17 protein-coding genes are annotated in these 19,953 nt (G+C 75.2%); 4 read left to right on the top strand and 13 right to left on the bottom strand.

The window, feature by feature from the left end; translation table 11 throughout:
* Window positions 1-103: 103 nt before the first annotated feature.
* From B8281_RS18965 to B8281_RS18955, 3 genes are read right to left on the bottom strand one after another with little or no spacing between them, the layout of a single operon-like run.
* Window positions 104-769, bottom strand: a complete 666-nt coding sequence (locus B8281_RS18965) for an LUD domain-containing protein (protein WP_085388518.1) — start codon at window positions 767-769, stop codon at window positions 104-106.
* On the bottom strand, window positions 766-2,376 hold the full coding sequence (locus B8281_RS18960; RefSeq protein WP_198163099.1) for a LutB/LldF family L-lactate oxidation iron-sulfur protein: 1,611 nt from the start codon (window positions 2,374-2,376) through the stop codon (window positions 766-768). The genes B8281_RS18965 and B8281_RS18960 overlap by 4 nt, the downstream gene beginning before the upstream one ends.
* Window positions 2,373-3,167 carry a (Fe-S)-binding protein gene (locus B8281_RS18955; RefSeq protein ID WP_043652683.1) on the bottom strand — a complete coding sequence of 265 codons (795 nt, stop codon included), beginning with the start codon at window positions 3,165-3,167 and terminating at the stop codon, window positions 2,373-2,375. The genes B8281_RS18960 and B8281_RS18955 overlap by 4 nt, the downstream gene beginning before the upstream one ends.
* 174 nt (window positions 3,168-3,341) lie before the next feature.
* Here B8281_RS18955 and B8281_RS18950 point away from each other — a divergent pair, with 174 nt between their 5' ends.
* Window positions 3,342-4,046: a FadR/GntR family transcriptional regulator gene (locus B8281_RS18950; RefSeq protein ID WP_085388517.1), complete on the top strand. Its 705-nt coding sequence runs from the start codon at window positions 3,342-3,344 to the stop codon at window positions 4,044-4,046.
* Between the two features lie 41 nt (window positions 4,047-4,087).
* Here B8281_RS18950 and B8281_RS18945 read toward each other — a convergent pair whose 3' ends face one another.
* From B8281_RS18945 to B8281_RS18935, 4 genes are all read right to left on the bottom strand, one after another.
* Window positions 4,088-5,419, bottom strand: a complete 1,332-nt coding sequence (locus B8281_RS18945; protein ID WP_085388516.1) for an RNA polymerase sigma factor — start codon at window positions 5,417-5,419, stop codon at window positions 4,088-4,090.
* A 1-nt stretch (window position 5,420) separates the two neighbouring features.
* Window positions 5,421-5,777 (bottom strand): YciI family protein, encoded by a 357-nt coding sequence (locus B8281_RS18940; RefSeq protein WP_009862891.1) that lies wholly within the window; start codon window positions 5,775-5,777, stop codon window positions 5,421-5,423.
* The gene (locus tag B8281_RS19365; RefSeq protein WP_157446678.1) at window positions 5,777-5,947 is read right to left on the bottom strand and encodes a hypothetical protein; all 171 of its coding nucleotides are present in this window, start codon (window positions 5,945-5,947) and stop codon (window positions 5,777-5,779) included. Before B8281_RS19365 ends, B8281_RS18940 begins: the two co-directional genes overlap by 1 nt.
* Window positions 5,948-6,086: 139 nt before the next feature.
* Window positions 6,087-6,503, bottom strand: coding sequence for a TIGR03618 family F420-dependent PPOX class oxidoreductase (locus B8281_RS18935; protein WP_085388515.1), 417 nt, complete (start codon window positions 6,501-6,503; stop codon window positions 6,087-6,089).
* A 124-nt stretch (window positions 6,504-6,627) separates the two neighbouring features.
* Between B8281_RS18935 and B8281_RS18930 the strand changes: the two genes are divergently transcribed.
* Complete coding sequence (locus B8281_RS18930) at window positions 6,628-7,653, top strand: beta-ketoacyl-ACP synthase III (RefSeq protein WP_034656309.1); 1,026 nt, start codon at window positions 6,628-6,630, stop codon at window positions 7,651-7,653.
* 23 nt (window positions 7,654-7,676) lie between these two features.
* On the opposite strand, the gene B8281_RS18925 is transcribed toward B8281_RS18930, so the two are convergent.
* Window positions 7,677-8,213 (bottom strand): DUF488 family protein, encoded by a 537-nt coding sequence (locus B8281_RS18925; protein WP_034656293.1) that lies wholly within the window; start codon window positions 8,211-8,213, stop codon window positions 7,677-7,679.
* Window positions 8,214-8,320: 107 nt separating this feature from the next.
* On the opposite strand from B8281_RS18925, the gene mgrA reads away from it, so the two are divergent.
* Window positions 8,321-9,370, top strand: a complete 1,050-nt coding sequence (mgrA, locus tag B8281_RS18920) for an L-glyceraldehyde 3-phosphate reductase (RefSeq protein WP_085388873.1) — start codon at window positions 8,321-8,323, stop codon at window positions 9,368-9,370.
* A 65-nt stretch (window positions 9,371-9,435) separates the two neighbouring features.
* On the opposite strand, the gene B8281_RS18915 is transcribed toward mgrA, so the two are convergent.
* On the bottom strand, window positions 9,436-10,233 hold the full coding sequence (locus B8281_RS18915) for an ABC transporter ATP-binding protein (protein WP_085388514.1): 798 nt from the start codon (window positions 10,231-10,233) through the stop codon (window positions 9,436-9,438).
* Window positions 10,234-10,481: 248 nt separating this feature from the next.
* Between B8281_RS18915 and B8281_RS18910 the strand changes: the two genes are divergently transcribed.
* Window positions 10,482-12,767, top strand: a complete 2,286-nt coding sequence (locus B8281_RS18910; protein ID WP_232322620.1) for a SpoIIE family protein phosphatase — start codon at window positions 10,482-10,484, stop codon at window positions 12,765-12,767.
* Between the two features lie 69 nt (window positions 12,768-12,836).
* Here the strand turns inward: B8281_RS18910 and B8281_RS18905 are convergent, their stop codons facing one another.
* From B8281_RS18905 to B8281_RS18890, 4 genes are all read right to left on the bottom strand, one after another.
* A complete protein-coding gene (locus B8281_RS18905) occupies window positions 12,837-13,310 on the bottom strand; it encodes an ATP-binding protein (RefSeq protein WP_051027734.1) in 474 nt (157 codons plus the stop codon).
* Window positions 13,307-13,642: an STAS domain-containing protein gene (locus tag B8281_RS18900; RefSeq protein WP_228485224.1), complete on the bottom strand. Its 336-nt coding sequence runs from the start codon at window positions 13,640-13,642 to the stop codon at window positions 13,307-13,309. Before B8281_RS18900 ends, B8281_RS18905 begins: the two co-directional genes overlap by 4 nt.
* A gap of 227 nt (window positions 13,643-13,869) precedes the next feature.
* Window positions 13,870-17,469 carry an Ig-like domain-containing protein gene (locus B8281_RS18895; RefSeq protein WP_085388513.1) on the bottom strand — a complete coding sequence of 1,200 codons (3,600 nt, stop codon included), beginning with the start codon at window positions 17,467-17,469 and terminating at the stop codon, window positions 13,870-13,872.
* A gap of 226 nt (window positions 17,470-17,695) precedes the next feature.
* On the bottom strand, window positions 17,696-19,876 hold the full coding sequence (locus B8281_RS18890) for a beta-galactosidase (RefSeq protein ID WP_085388512.1): 2,181 nt from the start codon (window positions 19,874-19,876) through the stop codon (window positions 17,696-17,698).
* Between the last annotated feature and the right edge of the window lie 77 nt (window positions 19,877-19,953).

Below are 19,953 nucleotides of genomic sequence, written 5' to 3'. Positions count from 1 at the left end.
CCCGGTCGCGCGAGGTAGAGCCCTGGTCACGACCAGGGCTCTACCTCGGCTAACCAGGGCTCTACCTCGGCGGACCGGGGTTCTACCTCGGCGGACCGGGGCTCTATCTCGGCGGGACGAGGACGACGTGGAGGGTGCGGGGGCCGTGCACGCCCTCGACGCGGGAGAGCTCGATGTCGCTCGTCGCGCTGGGGCCGCTGATCCACGTCTGCGGGCGCCCGGGGTGCGCGGCGAGCAGGCGCACGGCCTCGGGCACGGTCTGCACCACCTGGTCCGTGCGCACGACGCACACGTGCAGGTCGGGCACGAGCGTGATCGCCCGGCGGCCCTGGTCGGGCTCGCCGTCGAGCACGATCGTCCCGGTGTCGCCCACCGCGACGCGCGCCGCGGTGACGACGGCGTCCGTGCGGTCGAGCTCGTCGGGCGTGCGCGGGTCGTCGCGCGCGTCCCGCACGACGGCGGTCCCGGCGCCCAGGCCCGCGAGCCACGCCTCGTCGAGACCGGCCGGCACGACGACGGACGTCGCGTCGGCGAGCAGGTCACCGACGACTGTCGCCACGTCCGCCGCCGTCTCGGCGCGGTGCACGTGCGCCCGGTAGTCGACGAGCCGGTCGACGAGCACGTCCACGGCCTCGGGCGAGCCCGGGGCGAGCTCGCCGTGCTCGCGGTAGGCGCGCGGCACGCTGCCCGACGCCGCGGGGCCGCCCGCCGCCGTCGACCCGCCGAGCGCGGTGCGCACGCGGGCGAGGACGTCGTCGCGCGCGCTCACCGGTCCTCACCTCCCTCGGTGCGGGGCTCGTCGGCCGGGCGGTCGCGCCACCAGTCGCGGAAGGTCTGCTTCGCGGGCGCCGGGAGGTCGCGCGAGCGGGTCCACGCGGACGCGGGCGGCGGGAGGGTCGAGATCCGGCCCTTCGGACCGGCGACCAGGCGCCCGACCCCCGCAGCCTTCTCCGCGAGCTCGAACCGGCGCGCGTCGGACATGACGAACGAGGCCGCCTTCATCGCGGCGCCCCACCCGGTGGGGCGGCCGCGGTCGGCGTCGACCTCGCGCGCCCGGAGCTCGACGAGGATCGACGGGATGTCGATCTTCACGGGGCACACCTCGTAGCACGCGCCGCACAGCGTCGAGGCGTAGGGGAGCGACGCGTTGGGGTCGTGGTGGCCGGAGAGCCCGCCGGAGGACTTCGTGAGCTGCGGCGTGAGGATCGCTCCGATCGGGCCGGGGTAGACCGACCCGTACGCGTGGCCGCCCACGCGCTCGTACACCGGGCACACGTTGAGGCACGCCGAGCAGCGGATGCAGTGCAGCGCGGCCCGCCCGACCTCGTCGGCGAGGACGTCGGTGCGCCCGTTGTCGAGCAGCACGAGGTGGAACTCCTGCGGGCCGTCGCCGGGCGTGACGCCCGTCCACAGGGAGGTGTACGGGTTCATGCGCTCGCCCGTGGACGACCGCGGCAGGAGCTGGAGGAACACCTCCAGGTCGGTGTACGTGGGCACGACCTTCTCGATCCCCATGACCGTGATGAGCGTCTCGGGGAGCGTGAGGCACATGCGCCCGTTGCCCTCGGACTCGACGACGGTCAGCGTCCCCGTGTCCGCGACGCCGAAGTTCGCGCCGCTGATCGCGACCTTCGCCGAGAGGAACTTGCGGCGCAGGTGGGCGCGCGCGGCCATCGCGAGCTCGCGCGGGACGTCCGACAGGTCCGGCGGGGCGTCGCCCATGCGCGCGAGGAAGATCTCGCGGATCTCCGCGCGGTTGCGGTGGATCGCGGGCACGAGGATGTGCGACGGCATGTCGTCGGCGAGCTGCACGATGAGCTCCGCGAGGTCCGTCTCGTACGCCGCGATCCCCTCGGCGGCGAGCGCCTCGTTGAGCCCGGTCTCCTGCGTCGCCATGGACTTCACCTTGACGACCTCGTCGACCCCCTTCGCCTTGACGAGGTCCGCGACGATCCGGTTCGCCTCGTCCGCGTCGCGCGCCCAGTGCACGACGCCGCCGCGCGCCACGACGTTGCGCTCCAGCTCCTCGAGGAGCTCGGGCAGGCGCGCCATGACGTCGGTCTTGATCGCGGAGCCCGCGTCGCGCAGCGACTCCCAGTCCGGTACCTCGCCGACGACGGCCGCGCGCTTGGCCCGGATGGTCGACGTCGCGTGCGCGAGGTTGCGCCGCAGCTGCGTGTTCTGGAGCGCCTCGCGCGCCGCGTCGGGGAACGACCCGCCCCAGCGCAGCGGGGCGTCCGGGTGCGGCACGTCGCCGAACGCGTCCGACGCCGCCCCCGCACCCGCCGAGGTGCCGTGCCCGCCCGGGTGGGCGACGTCGTCGGGCAGGGTGCGCGCGCCGCGCCGGACGGGCAGGCCGAGGAACGTGCGGCTCACCGGGCACCCCCGCGCGTCGACGGGCCGACCCCGGCGGGGGCGGGCGTGTCCTTCGTGGACGCGAGGATCTCCGCGAGGTGCAGCGTGCGGACGCCCGCGCGGATGCGCGACAGGCCGCCGCCGATGTGCATGAGGCACGACGCGTCGCCCGCGGTGAGGACCTCGGCGCCCGTCGCCTTCACGTGCGTCATCTTGTCGGCGAGCATCGCCGTCGAGGTCTCGGCGTTCTTCAGCGCGAAGGTGCCGCCGAACCCGCAGCACTCCTCCGCGGCGGGCAGCTCGACGAGGTCGATGCCCTCGACCGCGCGCAGGAGGCGCAGCGGCTTGTCGCCGACGTGGAGCATGCGCAGCGAGTGGCACGTCGGGTGGTAGGTGACCCGGTGCGGGAAGTAGGCGCCGACGTCGGTCACGCCGAGCACGTCGACGAGCAGCTCGGACAGCTCGTACGTCTTCTCGGCGACCGCGTCGGCGGTGCGCGCGAGGTCGTCGAGACCGGCGCGCCGGCAGACCATGCCCTGCTGGTGCCGCACGGAACCGGTGCACGACCCGGACGGGACGACGATCGCGTCCCACTCGCCGTCGAGCACGGGGGAGAACGCCTCGACGTGGTTGCGCACCACGGGGACCGCCTCGTCGAGATACCCCGTGTTGACGTGCATCTGGCCGCAGCAGGCCTGGCGCTCGGGGAAGAACACCTCGTGGCCGAGGCGCTCGAGGAGGAGGGCGGTGGCGCGCGGTGCCTGGGGGAACATCACGTCGCCGATGCAGGTCGCGGTGAGGGCTATGCGCATCAGGGCTCCGGGGGAGGCGAGTCGGGTCCAGTCTCGCCGGGCCGCGTCGGTGCCGCCTGCCGAGACCGCCGCGGTGAGGCGCCGCGGCTGTGGTCTGACCACAGTCCGTCCACTGTAGACCACGCGGTCGGCGTGGTCTGACCACAGCATGCCGGGGTCGCCTACCCTGAGCGGGTGCGCACCCACGAACGCGTCCTCGCCCGCATCGAGGCGGACCTCGCCGCGGGCCGCTGGGCGCTCGGCGAGCGCCTCCCGGCCGAGCGCGCGCTCGCCGAGGAGCTCGGCGTCTCGCGCCCCTCGGTGCGCGAGGCGCTCCGCGTGCTCGAGGCCATGGGCATCGTGCGCACCGCCGTGGGCTCCGGGCCCGACGCCGGCGCCACCGTCGTCGACCGGCCCGCCGCCGGGCTGGGGGCGGCCGTGCGCCTGCACGTCGCGTCCGGGACGCTCGCGGTGCGCGACGTCGTCGAGACGCGCGTCCTGCTCGAGACGTGGGCCGTCCGGGCCGCGGGGGAGCGGGTCGGTGCGGGAGACGACGAGGCCGCGGCGACGCTCGCGGAGGCCGGCGCCCTGCTCGACCGCATGGACGACCCGACGCTGCCCGCGGCCGACTTCCGCGAGCTCGACGCGACGTTCCACGTGCTGCTCGTGCGGCTCGCGGGCAACGCGCTCGTCGAGGCCGTCATGACCGGGCTGCGCGGCGCGATCGAGTCGTACGTCGCCGCGGGCAGCGCCGCGCTCCCGTCGTGGGAGCGGACCGCCGAGCGCCTGCGCGCCGAGCACCGCGCGGTGCTCGGCGCCGTCGCGGGCGGCGACGGCGAGCGCGCGGCCCGCGCGGTGCGCGCCCACATCGAGGGCTTCTACGCCGAGACGGGCCTCTGAGCGGACCGCCGTGCGCGCGTCCCGCGAGGGTCTCGCGACGGCTAGGCCGGTCTCGCGCGGGGCAGGGCGGCCAGGCGGCGTTCCAGGAGCCGGCGGTCGCCCTCGCGGTCCACGAGCGTGAGGGCGCGGCGCAGGTCGACGGCAGCGTCCGCGGGGCGCCCGGCCCGCACGAGCAGCTCGGCGCGGACGGCGGGCAGGAGGTGGTAGCCCGCGAGCGCCGGCTCGTCGGCGACGGCGTCGAGCGCAGCCAGCCCTGCGTCCGCGCCGTGCACCTCCGCGACCGCGACCGCGCGGTTGAGCGCGACGACGGGCGAGCCGGTGAGGTCGAGCAGCACGTCGTAGAGGCCGAGGATCTGCGGCCAGTCGGTCGCGGCCGCGTCGGTCGCCTCGTCGTGGAGGGCCGCGACGGCGGCCTGCACCTGGTACGGCCCAGGCCGCCCGACGGCGAGCGCCGCGTCGAGCACGGCCAGGCCCTCGGCGATCTCGTCGTGCCGCCAGCGTGCGCGGTCCTGTTCGGCCAGGGTCCGCGTGACGCCGTCGGGGCCCACGCGCTCGTCGCGGCGCGCGTGCTGGAGCAGCAGCAGGGCGAGCAGCCCGCGGGCCTCGGGCTCGTCGTCGAGCAGGCGCGCGGTGAGCCGCGCGAGCCGGACGGCGACGTCGGCGAGCGCGCGCCGCTCGGCCGAGCCCTCGACGGCGTCGGCCGGCTCCGCCCACGCGTCGTACCCCTCGGTGAACAGGAGGTACAGCACCGCGAGGACGCCCTCGACGCGCTCGGCCCGCAGCGCGGCCGGCGGCACGCGGAAGGTCATTCCGGTCGCGCGGATGCGGCGCTTGGCCCGGACCAGGCGCTGCGCCATCGTCGCCTCGGGGACGAGGAAGGCGCGCGCGACCTGGGCGGTCGTCATGCCGGTCAGCGACCGGAGGGTGAGCGCGACCCGCGCCTCGGCGGGGAGCGCCGGGTGGCAGCACGTGAAGAGCAGGCGCACGAGGTCGCCGTCCGGGTCGTCGGCGTCCCAGGCGTCGTCGTCGAGGCCGCGCGCGACGTGGTCGAGCACGGGGTCCGCGGCTCGGCCCCCGCCCCGGGGACCCGGGTCGACGCGCTCGCCCAGGCGGCCCGCCGCCGCGACCCGCTCCGCCTCGACTCGACGACGGCGCAGCACGTCGATCGCGTGGCGGCGCGCGGTCGTCGTCAGCCACGCGCCGGGACGCTCGGGCACGCCGTCGCGGCCCCACGTCCGCAGCGCCGCGGCGAACGCCTCCTGAGCGGACTCCTCGGCAAGGTCGAGGTCGCCCGTGCTGCGCGCGACGGCGCCGAGGACGCGTCCCCACTCGGTGCGGAACGCGTCCTCGACGGGGTCCGTCGCGGTCGGCAGGTCAGGACCCGTCGAGGTCCAGCGGCCACGCGGGGTGCAGCTCGATCGCGCCGCCGTACGCCATGGGGTGCTCGGACGCGATGGCGATCGCGGTGTCCAGGTCGGGTGCCTCGAGGACGTCGAAGCCCGCGATCGACTCCTTCGTCTCGGAGAACGGCCCGTCCGTGACGAGCACCTTGCCGCCCCGGACCCGCACGCCCACGGCGTCCTCCGGGGGGCGCAGCCTGTCGCCGACCACCGCGGCGCCGCTGCCGTAGTGCCGCCCGACCCACTCCCCGATCGGGGCCGCGGCCTCGGCCTCCTCGGGCGGCAGCCCCGGGTCGTCCGGGGTGCCGAGCACGAGCATGAGGTAGCGCATCAGAGGTCCTCCGCCCTCGTCGCCGCGGGTCGACGGAGCACCGTCGGCCCGGAGAGCGCCCCGTCGGCGGCGGACGTCCCGTCCCCGACGCTGCGTCCGTCACGGTACCGCGCACGGTCCGGCGGGTGCTCGCGGTCCGCCGCGAGGATCGTCTCCAGGAACGTCGTCATCGTGCCTCCTCCTCTCGCACGGCCCGGGCGGCCGTACGGGAGGACGACGAAGCCCGGTCGACGGGATCGACACCTTTCTCGCGACCGTCTGTCGCGGCGCGGCGCGCCGCCGGGGACGGGCGGCGGGCGGCCGACGGCGCTACGCGTCGTCGCCGGACTTCGCCTCGCCCCAGCCGTACCAGCGCTCGACCTCGACCCAGGCGCTGACGCGCGGGTCGGTCCGGTTCGCGTACTCGTGGCCGGTGTAGTGGCGCGAGATGCGGTCGATGTCGGCCAGGCCCTCGTCAGCGCGCAGCTCGACGACGCGACCGATGAGCGTCACGTGGGTGTACCAGTTCTCGTCGAGCACGGTGAGCGAGACCCGGGGGTCGTTGCGCAGGTGCTTGAGCCGCACGCGGGACTCGTCGAGGTTGACGAGCACGCGGCCGTCGTCCTCCCAGACGTACCAGGTCGCGGCGGTGACGGGCGCGCCGTCGGAGCGCACCGTCGCCATCACGGCGGCGTTCGGGCGGCGGAGCATCTCGACGAGACGGGAGGGCAGCGGCGGACGGGACACGACGGCTCCTTCGGTGGCACGACGGCGGACCTCCCGACGGTACGTCACGGGTGTGGCGCACGACCTCCCGGAGCCCCGCCCGGAGCGTTCTGACGACGAGCGGCCGCGTGACATGATCGTCCTCATGCTCACTCCCGCCACCGGCGCGGCCGGGTCGCGCATCGTCGGCCTCGGTCACTTCCAGCCCGAGAAGACGCTGACGAACGACGACATCGCGCAGCTCGTCGAGACCAACGACGAGTGGATCCGCTCGCGGACGGGCATCGTCACGCGGCACGTCGCGGACGACGACACGACCGTCGCCGACATGGCGACCGCGGCGGCCCGCCACGCGCTCGACGACGCGGGCGTCGACCCGGCCGAGGTCGACCTCGTCATCGTCGCCACGGCGACCGCGACGGACCGCTCGCCCAACACGGCGGGACGCGTCGCGTACCACCTGCGCACCGGCGTCATGCCCGGGCAGTCGACGCCCGAGGAGGCGTCCGAGCTCGACCTGCGAGGCGTCGTCGGGCCGGCGGTGCTCGACGTGAACGTCGCGTGCTCCGGCTTCGCCCACTCCGTCGGCCTCGCCGACCAGGCGATCCGCGGCGGCTCGGCGCGCACGGCCGTCGTGGTCGGCGCGGAGAAGCTCACCGCGTTCACCGACTGGACCGACCGCAGCACGTGCATCCTCACCGCGGACGGCGCGGGCGCGGCCGTGCTGCGCGCGACGGACGAGCCCGGCGTCGGCCCGGTGACCTGGGGCTCCGAGCCCGACCTCACCCCGGCCGTGCTCATCGAGGCGCCGCAGGAGAAGTTCGCCCAGGACGGCCGCGCCGTCTTCAAGTGGGCCATCACGCGCGCCGCCGAGCGCGCGCGCACGGTCGTGGAGCGCTCCGGCGTCTCGCTCGACGAGATCGAGGTGCTCGTCGCGCACCAGGCCAACCTGCGCATCATCGAGCCGCTCGCGAAGGCGCTCGGGATGGAGTCGAAGGTCGTCGTCACGGACATCGTCGAGTCCGGCAACACGTCCGCGGCGTCCATCCCGCTCGGGCTCTCCAAGTGGTGGCACGCGGGCAAGATCCCCGCGGGCGTCCCGGCCCTGCTCTTCGGCTTCGGCGGCGGGTTCGCGTGGGCGGGCCAGGTCGTGGAGACCCCGACCCGCTGACGCGGGACGACGAGCCCGCTGCGTCAGCCCGCCGTGTGGTCCGGCTCCGGCGGGTACCAGACGCGCGTGCCCTCGACGCGGGCGAAGGACGTCAGGGTGTGGGGCCGTGGCGCGGCGTCGGAGACGATGTCGCGCACCTCGACGCCGCGGACGACGAGCGCGTCCCCGACGAGCGACCGGTGGCAGCGCCACGGGACGGCCTCCGCGCACATCAGCACGAGGTCGTCGTGGGCGCTGCGCCGCACGAGGTCGTCGACCGCGGCGCCGAACTCCGGCGTCTGCATGTGGTCCGCGTACCCGCGGAACGACAGGTTGCGCCACGCGCCGTTCGGGCTGTCGGGACGGGCGTGCCGCAGGCCGCCGAGCGCGCGCACCCAGCGGTACGTGATCCCGTGGGACCGCAGGACGGGCGCGAGCGCGTCCTGGCCGAACTGGGGGTTGTGCCGCGACCGCGGGACGGTCCGGACGTCGACCAGGCGGCGGATGCCGTTCGCCCGGAGGAGCGCGAGGAGCTCCTCGACCGGACGCGTGGAGTGCCCCACCGTGTACACGACGCTCACCCGGCCACTCTAGGAAGGCGCTCCGTCGCCGGCACGGGGACCGGGCCCGGGCGGCGCGGTCGTGGACCGGGGTGGGCGTCGCGGCCGGCGCGCGCCAGAATGGCCCCATGCCTCTCGCCCCGCGCTACCTCGCCGCCGACGACCGCTACGACACCATGACCTACCGGCGGACGGGGCGCAGCGGCCTCGACCTGCCCGCGATCTCGCTCGGTCTGTGGCACAACTTCGGTGACGTGAACCCGTTCGAGACGCAGCGCGCGGTGCTGCGCCGCGCGTTCGACCTCGGGATCACGCACTTCGACCTGGCGAACAACTACGGCCCGCCGTACGGCTCGGCGGAGGAGAACTTCGGCCGGCACCTCGCGCAGGACCTCGGCGCGTACCGCGACGAGCTCGTCATCTCGTCGAAGGCCGGCTACGACATGTGGCCGGGCCCCTACGGCGACGGCGGCTCGCGCAAGTACCTGCTCTCCTCGCTCGACCAGTCGCTCCGCCGGATGGGCCTCAACTACGTCGACGTCTTCTACCACCACCGTCCGGACCCGAGCACGCCGCTCGAGGAGTCCATGCGCGCGCTGCACGACGCGGTCCAGCAGGGCAAGGCGCTGTACGTGGGCGTCTCCAACTACTCGCCGGCGCGCACGCGCGAGGCCGCGGCGATCCTCGCCGACCTCGGCACCCCGCTGCTCATCCACCAGCCGAGCTACTCGATGCTCAACCGCCACGTCGAGGACCCGGCGCACGAGGACGCGTACGACGGCGTGCAGACCGAGTCGCTGCTCGACGTCGTGGGCGACCTCGGCGTCGGCACCATCGTGTTCTCGCCGCTGCAGCAGGGTCTGCTCACGGACCGGTACCTCTCCGGGTCGGCGCCCGAGGGGTCGCGCGCGGCCCGCCCGGACTCGCCGTTCCTGTCGGAGAAGAACCTCGACGAGACGTACCTGGAGCGCGCCCGGGCGCTGAACGAGATCGCGGGTGCCCGCGGCCAGACCCTCGCGCAGCTCGCCCTCTCCTGGGTGCTGCGCGACGACCGCGTCACCTCCGCCCTCGTCGGGGCGAGCAGCGTCCGCCAGCTCGAGAACAACGTCGCGGCGCTCTCGGCGCCCCCGCTCACCCCGGAGGAGTCGGCCACCATCGAGTCCGTCCTCGCGAGGTAGAACCACCGGCGGCGAGGTAGAGCCCGCGGCGTTCTACCTCGCGCCGGGAGGTTCTACCTCGCGGGTCAGCGGAAGCGCTGGACGGCGAGCGGGGCGGCCTCGGCGAGTCCGCGGACGGCCGGGTGGTCGGCGCCCGGGGCAGTGCCCGCGAACACGTCGCGCAGCGACCCCGACGCCACGAACGTCCCGTCGGCGAGCACGTGCACGGTGGGGCACATCCGCTCGACGAGCTCGAGGTCGTGCGAGACCAGCAGCACGGCGGTGCCGAGGGCGGTCGTCGCGTCGGCGAGGCGGCGCACGACGTCGCCGCGCATCGCGGGATCGACGGCGGTGAGCGGCTCGTCGAGGAGGAGCGCCCGGGGGCGCGTCGCGAGCGCGACGGCGAGCGCGACCCGCTGCTTCTCGCCGCCCGAGAGCGACTGCACGGTGCGCGGCGCGTAGCGGGGCTCGAGCGCGACGTCGCCGAGCAGGTCCTCGATGGAGCGTCCGCTCGGGCGGCCGGCGCGCCGCGCGTCCTTGAGCGCCGCGGACAGCGTGCGGTCCACCGTCCAGCGGGGGTCGATGCCGATGCCGGCGAGGCCGTCCTGGGAGACGCGGCGCACGTCGGCCGTGAACTGCTTCTTGTCGCGGCGGGAGAGCTTGCCGACCGTCCGCTCGGCGTAGGTGACGTGGCCCGCCGTGGGGCGCACGAGGCCGACGAGCGCGCGCACGATCGTCGACTTCCCGGTGCCCGACTCCCCGACGATCCCGACCGGCGCGGTGCCGGGCGTCACGTCGAGGTCGATGCCGTGCACGACGTCGGAACCTCCGTAGCCGGCCGCGAGGCCGCTGGCGCGCAGGAGAGGGGTCGTCGTCGTGCTCATGGGTCACCTTCTGGTCGTCGGGGTCCGGGCGGGCGGTCCGGGCTCCCGCTCGTCCGACGAACGACGCTACCGCGGAGTTCCGTGGCGTCGCTCACGGGGCTCGCCCGTCGATCTCCCCGGAGGCCGGCGCACGAACGGGCGGCGGAGCGCGGTAGCCTGAGGCACGCGTCTCCGGATCCTCGAGCCAAGGTGGTCCGCCGACCGTAGTACGGCAACCGTCCCCGGACGTGATGCCCGGACGGAGGATCGTGACCAGGACGGTCGACGAGCCGGAGCTTCTCGCGCCCGGCGAGGCGGTGGACCTCGACAACTGCGCCCGCGAACCCATCCACGTCCCCGGCATGATCCAGCCGCGCGGGGTCCTGCTGGTGGTCCGCGAGGCCGACGGCGTGCTGCTCCAGGCGTCGGCGAACGTGGAACGGCACCTCGGCGTCCCCGCGGAGGAGCTCGCGGGCCGACCGCTCGCCGACGTGCTCGGCGAGGAGCCCGCGCGCGACCTGCTCGCGCACGCGGCGAACGGGAGCGACCTCGCGACGCGCAACCCCGTCACCCTGCACCTCGACCGCTGGGACGACCGGCCGCTCGACGTCGACGCCGTGCTCCACCGGCCCCCGCTGCCGGAGGAGGGCCCGGGGTCCGAGCCGGTGCTCGTCGTCGAGATCGAGACCGCGTCGGGCGCGCGCCCGCTGACGTTCCCCAACACCTACCTCGCCGTCCGGCAGGCGCTGCGCGACCTCGAGCGCGCCGCGACGCTCGACGAGCTGTACGACGACGCGGCCCGCCACGTGCGCGAGCTCACGGGCTTCGACCGCGTGATGATCTACCGCTTCGACGCGGCCTACAACGGCGAGGTCGTCGCCGAGGCGCGCCGGGACGACCTCAACGCGTTCCTCGGGCTGCACTACCCGGCGTCGGACATCCCGCCGCAGGCGCGCGCGCTGTACGAGAAGAACTGGATCCGGCTCATCGCGGACGTGGACTACGCGCCCCAGCCGATCGTCCCGACGCTGCTCCCCACGACGGGTGCGCCGCTCGACCTCACGTACTCGACGCTGCGCAGCGTCTCGCCGATCCACCTCGAGTACCTGCGCAACATGGGCGTGCGGGCGTCGATGTCGATCTCGCTCCTGCGCGACGGCAGGCTGTGGGGTCTCGTCGCGTGCCACCACTACTCGGGGCCGCACGAGCCGCCCTTCGAGGTCCGCACCGCCGCGGAGTTCCTCGGGTCCGCGCTCTCCGTCCGGCTCGTCTCCCAGGCGGAGGACGAGCGCGAGACCGAGGTGCGGCGCGCGGAAGGCGTCCTCGCGCACCTGGCTGCCGACAGCCGCGACGAGAGCGTCCCCATCGGCATCGCCCTGACACGCTCGGGGTGGCTGCGCCGCCTCGTGCGGGCCGACGGCGCGGTCGTCGTCGCGGAGGGCGGCCTCATCGCGGTCGGCAACGTGCCCGACGAGGACGGGTGCCGTGCGCTCGTCGCGTGGGTCCTCGGGCACGGCGAGGACCTGGTCATGTCGGACGCCCTGCACCGGGACGCGCCGGACGTCGCGGCGCTCGTGCCCGACGTCGCGGGCGTCCTCGGGATCGTGCTGCCCGAGGGGCAGGTCGTGCTGTGGGTGCGCGACGAGGTCCTGCGGCACGTGGACTGGGGCGGCGACCCGTACAACAAGGAGATCGCCCGCGGCGAGGACGACTCGGTGCGGCTCAGCCCGCGCAAGTCGTTCGAGCGGTGGCGCGAGGTCGTGCGCGGGCACAGCGTGCCCTGGACGTCGGACCAGACGGACGTCGCGACGTCGCTGCGCGGCCACCTCGTCGAGGCCCTCTACCTGCGCGGCCGCAAGGCGGTGCGGGCGACGGAGGAGCTCCAGCGGAGCCTCCTGCCCGCGCTCCTGCCCGACGTCCCGGGGTGGACGCTGCAGTCGCGGTACGAGTCGGCCGGCACGGGTCTCGTGGGCGGCGACTGGTACGACGCGCTCGTGCTGCCGTCCGGGCGCCTCGCGCTCGTCGTGGGCGACGTGACGGGCCACGGGCTCCAGGCCGCGGCGACGATGGGCCAGCTCGGGACGACGCTGCGTGCCGCGCTCGTGAGCACGGGCTCCGCGGTCGAGGCGGTGACGCTGCTGGGCGACGTCGCGCGCTGGACGCTCCCCGGCGAGGTCGCGACCATCGCCGTCGCGGTGCTGGACCCGGTGACCGGCGTCGTCGAGCACGTGTCCCTGGGGCACCCGCCGCTGCTCGTCGTCGCGCCGGACGGGACCACGAGCTGGACGGAGAGCGCGATCGTGCCGCCGCTCGGCCTCGTGGACCGCGTGCCGCCCGCGCAGCACGTCCAGGTGCCGCCCGGCGGGGCGCTCGTGCTGTACAGCGACGGGCTCGTGGAGCGGCGCGAGGAGTCGATCCTCGACGGCCTGCGGCGGCTCGCGGCGTTCTTCGCGGCGGAGCCGGGGACGGTCGACGTCGACGGCGTCGTGGCCGCCGCGCGCGACCCGCGCTCTGCGGACGACGCGACCCTGCTCCTGGTGCGGCGCGACGCCTGAGGCGCGCGCGCCGGGGTGCGTGCGTGCGTGCGGGGGTAGAGCGTCGCGGCGGGGCGGTGCGGCGGAGCGTCAGCCGGCGGGGAGGAGCGCGCTGCGCACGCCCGCACCGCCGCGGAAGACGGGGACGTCGAAGCGCGCCCAGACGTGCTTCTCGCCGGTGCCGGCGCGGAACCAGCCGACGGCCGTCGAGGCGCGCTGCGCGAGCACGAGGCCGAACCCGCCCGCGCCCGGCGAGCGCCGGCCCGCGATCACGGGGACGTCCGGCGAGTGGTCCACGACGTCGATGACGAGCTCGCGCCCGTCGCTGAGCAGGCGCACCTGCGTCGGGGGGAGGCCGTGGCGCAGCGCGTTCGTCGCGAGCTCGCTCGCGACGAGGACGACGCGCTCGGGCGTGGCCTCGAGCGCGCGGTCCGCGGGCAGCGGGGCGCCGGTGAGCATGCGGTGCAGGCCCTCCCGCAGGGTGGCGAGGTCCGCCAGCGTGCGCAGCGGCCAGGCACCGATCTCGACGAAGCCGGGCGGTACCGCCGCGTGGGCGAAGGTCACGCCTCGTCCTCGGCAGGTCCGGCGTCGTCGGTGAGCTCGAACAGCTCGGCGACACCGCTGAGCTCGAGCAGGTCGCGGACGCGGCGCGGGACGCGCTCCAGCACGGGTGCCCCCGAGCCGGCCGTGGCGGCGTGGTAGAGCAGGCGCAGGCCGCCCGAGTCCATGAAGGTGACAGCGCCGAGGTCGATGTGGATGCGCCCGTCGGCCGACTGCGCGAGCCGCAGCAGCTCGTCCTCGCGCCGGGCCTGGACCGCGGCGTCGATCTCGCCGCGCATGGTCCAGCGCGTGCCGCCGGCCGTCGTCAGGACGTCTCCGCTCGTGGTGGGGGTCACGGTGGTGGGCTCCTCCTCGGTCCCGGCACTGTACCGGGCACCCGGGATACGGTACGCGGCTCCGCCGACGCACGCGAGGCAGTGTCGCGGCGTGGCCGCGATCATCGGGTGACGTGCCTCTCCCGCGCCGCGGAGGGCGGCGCGAGGGAGCCACGACGAGGGCCGCACGGCGGGCCGGGACGGCGTCGCGGAGGACGCCGACCCGGCCCGCCGGGCGGCCGGACGGCTCAGCAGGAGCGCGCGTCGAACGCGACCTCGAGCGGTGCGAACCCGTCGACCGTCACGACGGCCGTCCCGCCCGGGACGGACGCCGCGCGCGACGCGAACGACTGGTAGGCGCTCGCGCCCGGCGCCACGGCGGCGACCGTGCGCGTGCCGTACGGAGTCGCGAGGGTCACGTCGAGCGGCGCGTCGCCGTCGTTCGTGGCGCGGACCGCGACGTACACCTTGCCGGCCAGGCACCGCGTCTCGGCGGTGACCGTCACCGGCGCCGCGCCGGCGTCGGCCGTCCAGCGCAGGGCGTACTCCCGCTCCGTGCCGTCCTCTGCCGTCACGCGCACCGTCGTCGTGCCGGGGACGGCGTCGGCGGCCTCGACCGCGACCGTCGCCCAGGGGTCGTGCGCGACCGCCTCGACGGCGGGGACCCCGCCCGCGACGGGCACGTCGTACGCCGTGACGGCCGGGTCGAACCCGGCGAGCGGCTCGCCGGCCACGGTGATGGCCGACGCCGCGGCGTCGGTCCCCGTGCCGGGCACCTTGGCGAGGACCTCGATCTCGGAGACGACCAGGTGGGTGTTCGGCCGTGCCGTGAGGACGACGCGCACGGACGACGTCCGCACGTCCGCGGGGATCTCGACCGCGGGCGCGGGGCCGTCCGGCGAGGCGTCCACCGTGACGGGCGCGCCGACGTCGGTCCACGTGCCGCCCACGAGGGCCTGGAGCCGGACGGACTGCGCCCAGCTCGCGCTGGACCCGTCCTTCCAGAACCGCGTCACGACGCCCGTGACGTCCCGGTCGGCGGGGAGCGTGACGGTGAGCGTGTCGGACGTCCGCTTGGTGCCCGACACCCAGTTCGACCACGCCTTGTCCGTGAGGTTGCCGTTCACGACGCCGCCGACGGCGTAGCCCGGCTCGGTGAACGTCGCGCTCGCGGTCGTGCCCGCGGCGAGCGCGCCGTTGGCGGACGCCGCCTCGGTCACCTGGACGCGGACGGTGGCCGGGAGCGTGGCGCCCGACCCGGCGTCTGCCGTGCCCGTGAGCTCGACGACCCCGACGGCGTCGTACGCGCCCGCGGGGGCGTCGTCCCAGACCACCGGGCGCTGCACCTCCGCGCCGCCCGCGGCGACCGCCGTGACGGTCGCGGGCAGGGCCGGGGTGCCGCCCGCGTACGCCTTGGCGCGCGCGGGGAGCGTGGACGTGAGCTCGTCGACGACGACGGTCGCCGTCGCGGCGACCTCGCCGCCGGTCGGCGTGGCCACGGTGCCCGTCACCTCGACGGTGCCGGGCTCGGCCCACGTGTCGTCGTCCGGCACGTCCCACGTCACGGGGAGCGCGCCGCGCGCCCCGTCGCGGTAGACCGGGGTGACCGTCGCGGGGAGCTCGGGCGCGGTGCCCGGCGTCGTGAACGCCTGGACGGGCTCGGTGCCGAGGACCGTCTCGTCGACCACGCGCCAGCGCTGGTTCACGCCGGAGTTCGCGAGGTACGTGCCCACGGGCGAGCCGTCCGCCGTCGCCTGGCCGCCGACCTCGAGCAGGGTCTTCGAGGACGCGTTGACGAGCGTGAAGGTGCCGTCGCCGGTCGTCGAGAGGATCCACTGCGCGGCGAGCGGGGTGTCCGCGACGTCGGCGGGCGCGTCCCGGAGGACGGCGGACGTGTCGGCCGCGACGGCGAGCTGGCGGCCCGTGGCCGCGTTCGTCACGGCGTAGCGCGTGCGGTGCGTGCCGGAGCCCTCGGGGGCGCCGAGCGCCGTGAGCTCCCACGCCTGCTCCGCGACCGGCGCGTCGGTGCGGATCACGACGCCCGTGCCCGACGCCGACGGCGCGAGCGAGCGGTCCGCCTGCACGCCGTCGAGACGGTAGGCGTGCCCGTCCTGGACGAGCGCGGCGTCGTCCGCGACGCCGGAGACGCCGTCGACGACGAACGTCGTCACGGACTCGGCCGGCACGACGAGCGTCGCGCTGGGGCCGTCCGCACCCGTCGTGACGGCCACCGGCTCGCCCTCGACGAGATAGCCGGCCGTGCTCGTGACCACGGGGGTGACGGTCGCATCGGACCCGACCGCACCGAACTTCGACAGGTCGAGCGTCACGGCGCGCTCGCCCTTCGTGGCGTTGACGTGCACGACCGTCGCGGACGTGCCGTCGGCCGACACCGCGGCCGTGCTGCTCGCGTCGTCCGAGCGGATCAGCGAGTCGCCCGGCTCGATGTAGTGCGTGAAGTTCTGGGTCGCCCAGTACTTCGTGTTCGTGTAGATCGGGCACGTCTCGAGCGTGTCCTCGGCGGTGCAGTCGAACGGGATCTGGATCTCGCCCCAGTTCATGCCGTTCGCGCTCTCGCCGCCGGGCGCCATGTTGGCGTAGTCCTCGACCGGCTGCCAGAACACCCACGCGCTCGGCTCGAGCTCGCGCAGGTCGTCGACGATGTGCTGCGCGCTGCCGAGACCGGACTCCATGGTCTCGAAGTCCTGGCCCGTCGAGCTCCAGTTCCCGCCGACCTCGCTCATCCACAGCGGCTTGTCCTCGCCCTTGGCGATGTCGCGGACCGTCGTGCGCTGGCCCGTGCCGTAGGTGTGGACGTTGAGCTGCGACACCTGGTCGCGGACCGCCTGCGGGTACGCGTTCCAGTTGGTCGCGAACGTGCCGGGGTTCGTCTCGTCCATCGCCGAGATCACGGCGTCGGTCGAGGAGCCCTCGAGCGCCGCGGCGAGCGCCGGGACGACCTTCGCCTGGAGCGCGGGGCTCATGTGGGCGCCCTCCTGGCGGCCCCCGGTCGGGTTGCCGTCGGCCCCGAGCTGCGTGCCCCAGTAGTTGGTGTTGGGCTCGTTGAACGGGTCGATCGTGTCGACCTCGATGCCGTGCGCGTCCTCGAGGCGCTCGGTCACGCCGACCAGGTAGGCCGCGAAGTCGTCGATGCTCTCCGTCTTGAGCTGGTCCGCGGTCGAGCTGAACCCGCCCGAGACGTACCCGCTCACGGTCATGAACCACGGCGGCGAGTTGCTGAACGTCTCCCAGTGCGTGACGTCGTCCTTGATGCGGTCGACCCACCAGCGCTGCGTCGCGTCCGCGTCCTCGTCCCAGTGGTCCGGGTTCTCGGGGTCCCACCAGTCCACGTCGGTGCGCGTCGTGCCCTCGGGCGCCTTCCACCACCCGTCGACGGCGCCGCCGGCGCGCAGGTAGTCGGGCACGTCCGGAGCGTTCCCGCCGCCGACGTTGTAGCGCGCGATGTTGAGGTTGAGGCCCTCGTCGCCGAACACCATGTCCGCGAGCCGGTCGCGGATCTCGTCCGGGTAGCCGCCCGTGGCGTTGGCGAACCACACGAGGCTCGTGCCCCAGCCCTCGAACGGCGCGCCCGCGTACGACGGGTCGGGCGTCACGGTGACGCCCGCGACGTCGGCGGGGGCCGCCGTCGTGCCGGTCGCGGCGACCGCGCCCGCGGGCGCGGCCTGCGCAGGCAGGGCCGCGAGCGCGCAGCCCGCGACGAGCGCCCCGGCACCGAGGCCCGCGACGACGCGGGCCCCCGTCCGGCGGACGGCCAGGCCGCCAAGGCCCGTGCGGCGAGGACCGGGTGGTCCACCCCGCGTGGTCGTGTCGGTCTCGGTCGGGCTCATCCCTGAGCCACCTCCTTCGCGTCGCTGCGAACCGGCGGGGTGCACCGGGTGCGGGTCGTTCCCGCGGGGGTCTGTCGTGCCGAGGTAGCGCCCTGGTCCGCCGAGGTAGAGGCGTGGTCTCGACGACGGCGACCACGGCCTCCGGCTCGGCGATACCAGGCCTCTACCTCGCGGTACCAGGCCTCTACCTCGCGGTACTGGGGCTCTACCTCGTGGAGCCGGGGCTTTACCTCGCGGTGGCGGGGTTCTTCCTCGGCGGGGTCGGCGCGGCCGGGCGGCGGACGACGGCGACGCCGCGCGGCTCGAGCAGCAGCGCGCCGTCCCCCGTGCTTCCCGCCGCGCCGTCCGTCGTGCCCGACGCCGTGAGGCGGCGCCCGGCGAGGACGTCGCCCGCGACGTCGGGCACCTCGACCGGACGGGCCGTGCGGTTGACGAGGAACCAGAAGTCGTCCGTGCCGTCCGTGCGCACCGCGAGCTCGACGTCGCCGCGCACGGCGGCGGGCAGCTCGCTGCGCACGCCCGCGTCGTCGAGCAGACGGGCGAGCACGGGGACGAGGCCCTGGCGGCCGAAGCGCGTGGAGACGTACGCGGCGGAGCCCTCGCGGGTGCCCGTGCCGTCCCCGGTGCGGACCGTCCGCCGCGTCACGGCGGCGCGGCCGGCCTGCTCGCCGGTCTTGTACCAGCCCAGCACCTCGACGTCGGGGTCGACGACGTCCACCGGCTCGGTCCACACCGTGCCCTCGAGCTGCTCGCCCGCGAGCTCGACCGTCGCGCTCTCGCCGTCCAGCAGCGGGGCGAACTCCTCGACCCGGATTCCGAGCAGGTCGCGCAGCGCGCCCGGGTAGCCGCCGAGCCACGCGTGGTCGTCCTGGTCGACGACCCCCGAGAAGTACGTGGTGACCAGGTGGCCGCCCGCCTCGACGAACGCCGTGAGGCGGTCGCGCAGCCCGGCCGGGACGACGTGCAGCACCGGCGCCACGACGACGTCGTACGCCGCGAGGTCCGCCGCGGACGGCACGACGTCCGCGCGCACGCCGAGCGCGAGGAACGCCGAGTACCAGTCGAGCGCCTCCTGGCGGTAGCGCAGCCGGTCGGTGGGGTGGGAGTCGAGCTCGCTCGTCCACCACGAGTCCCAGTCGAAGACGATCGCGGCGCGCGCGGGCTTCTGCGTGCTGCCCGCGACGGGCGCGAGGTCGCGCAGCGTCGCGCCGAGCGCGACGACGTCGCGGAACAGGCGCGAGCGCTCGCCCGCGTGCGGGACCATGCCCGAGTGGTACTTCTCCGCGCCGGCCGCGGACTGGCGCCACTGGAAGTAGCAGACCGCGTCGGCGCCGTGGGCCACGTGGGTGAGCGAGTCGCGCGCGAGCTCGCCCGGCTTCTTCGCGACGTTGACGGGCTGCCAGTTCACCGCGCTCGTCGAGTGCTCCATGAGGAACCACGGGCGGTGCCGGGCGATGCCTCCCGTGAGGTTCGCGGAGAACGACAGCTCGTCGAGCGCCTGCGGGCCGGGCAGCACGTAGTGGTCGTTGGAGACGAAGTCGAGCTCGTCCGCCCACGCGGCGTAGTCCATGCCCTTCGTCTCGCCCATGACCATGAAGTTCGTCGTCACGGGCACGTCCGGCGTGACGCGGCGCAGGATCTCCGCCTCGGCGCGCAGGTACTGGCGGAGCGCGTCGGACGAGAAGCGCTTGAAGTCGAGCTGCTGGGTCGGGTTCGGGTGCGACGCGGCGAGTCGCGGCGGGAGGACCTGCTCCCACGCGCTGTAGCGCTGCGACCAGAACGCGGTGCCCCACGCGGCGTTGAGCGCGTCGAGCGTCGTGTAGCGGTCGCGCAGCCACGCGCGGAAGGCCGCGGCCGCGTCGTCGGAGAAGTCGTAGACGTTGTGGCAGCCGAGCTCGTTCGACACGTGCCACGCGACGAGCGCCGGGTGGTCGCCGTACCGCTCGGCCATGCGCTCGACGAGGCGCAGCGCGTGCTCCCGGAAGACCGGCGACGTCGGGCGCCACTGCTGCCGCGCGCCCGGCCACAGGGTCTCGCCCGTGCGCGTCTGCGGCAGGACCTCCGGGTGCTTCGTCGTCAGCCACGGCGGCGGCGAGGCCGTCGCCGTCGCCAGGTCGACCGTGATGCCGTGCGCGTGGAGCAGGTCCATCGCGTCGTCCAGCCACGCGAAGTCCCACGTGTCCTCGGTCGGCTGGATGCGGGCCCACGAGAAAATCGCGAGCGAGACCACCGTCACGCCCGCCTCGCGCATGAGGCGCACGTCCTCGTCCCAGACCTCGCGCGGCCACTGGTCCGGGTTGTAGTCCGCGCCGTAGGACAGGCCCGACGGCGTGTACGCGCCGGGCTCGCCCGGCGGCGTGTGCGGCCCGGGACGGCGCAGCCAGCGGAACGGGGTGGGGGAAGACATGCGTGCTCCTAGCGGGACGGTGCGCGGCGACGGGCGGTGCCCGGCCGGTCGGGAGGACGCGCGACGGCGTCCTCGGG

The organism is Cellulosimicrobium sp. TH-20 (assembly GCF_002105775.1).
In the GTDB taxonomy this organism is placed as follows: Bacteria; Actinomycetota; Actinomycetes; order Actinomycetales; family Cellulomonadaceae; genus Cellulosimicrobium; species Cellulosimicrobium funkei.
Note: the sequence above shows the minus strand (reverse complement) of the source record. Positions and strands in the feature narration are given on the sequence as shown.

What these genes read in the sequence shown, in the direction of transcription:
- B8281_RS18930 (WP_034656309.1), top strand. Translation starts at nt 6,628, where the DNA reads ATGCTCACTCCCGCCACCGGCGCGGCCGGGTCGCGCATCGTCGGCCTC.
- mgrA (WP_085388873.1), top strand. Translation starts at nt 8,321, where the DNA reads ATGCCTCTCGCCCCGCGCTACCTCGCCGCCGACGACCGCTACGACACC.
- B8281_RS18955 (WP_043652683.1), bottom strand. Translation starts at nt 3,167, where the DNA reads ATGCGCATAGCCCTCACCGCGACCTGCATCGGCGACGTGATGTTCCCC.
- B8281_RS18915 (WP_085388514.1), bottom strand. Translation starts at nt 10,233, where the DNA reads ATGAGCACGACGACGACCCCTCTCCTGCGCGCCAGCGGCCTCGCGGCC.
- B8281_RS18895 (WP_085388513.1), bottom strand. Translation starts at nt 17,469, where the DNA reads ATGAGCCCGACCGAGACCGACACGACCACGCGGGGTGGACCACCCGGT.
- B8281_RS18940 (WP_009862891.1), bottom strand. Translation starts at nt 5,777, where the DNA reads ATGCGCTACCTCATGCTCGTGCTCGGCACCCCGGACGACCCGGGGCTG.
- B8281_RS19365 (WP_157446678.1), bottom strand. Translation starts at nt 5,947, where the DNA reads ATGACGACGTTCCTGGAGACGATCCTCGCGGCGGACCGCGAGCACCCG.
- B8281_RS18890 (WP_085388512.1), bottom strand. Translation starts at nt 19,876, where the DNA reads ATGTCTTCCCCCACCCCGTTCCGCTGGCTGCGCCGTCCCGGGCCGCAC.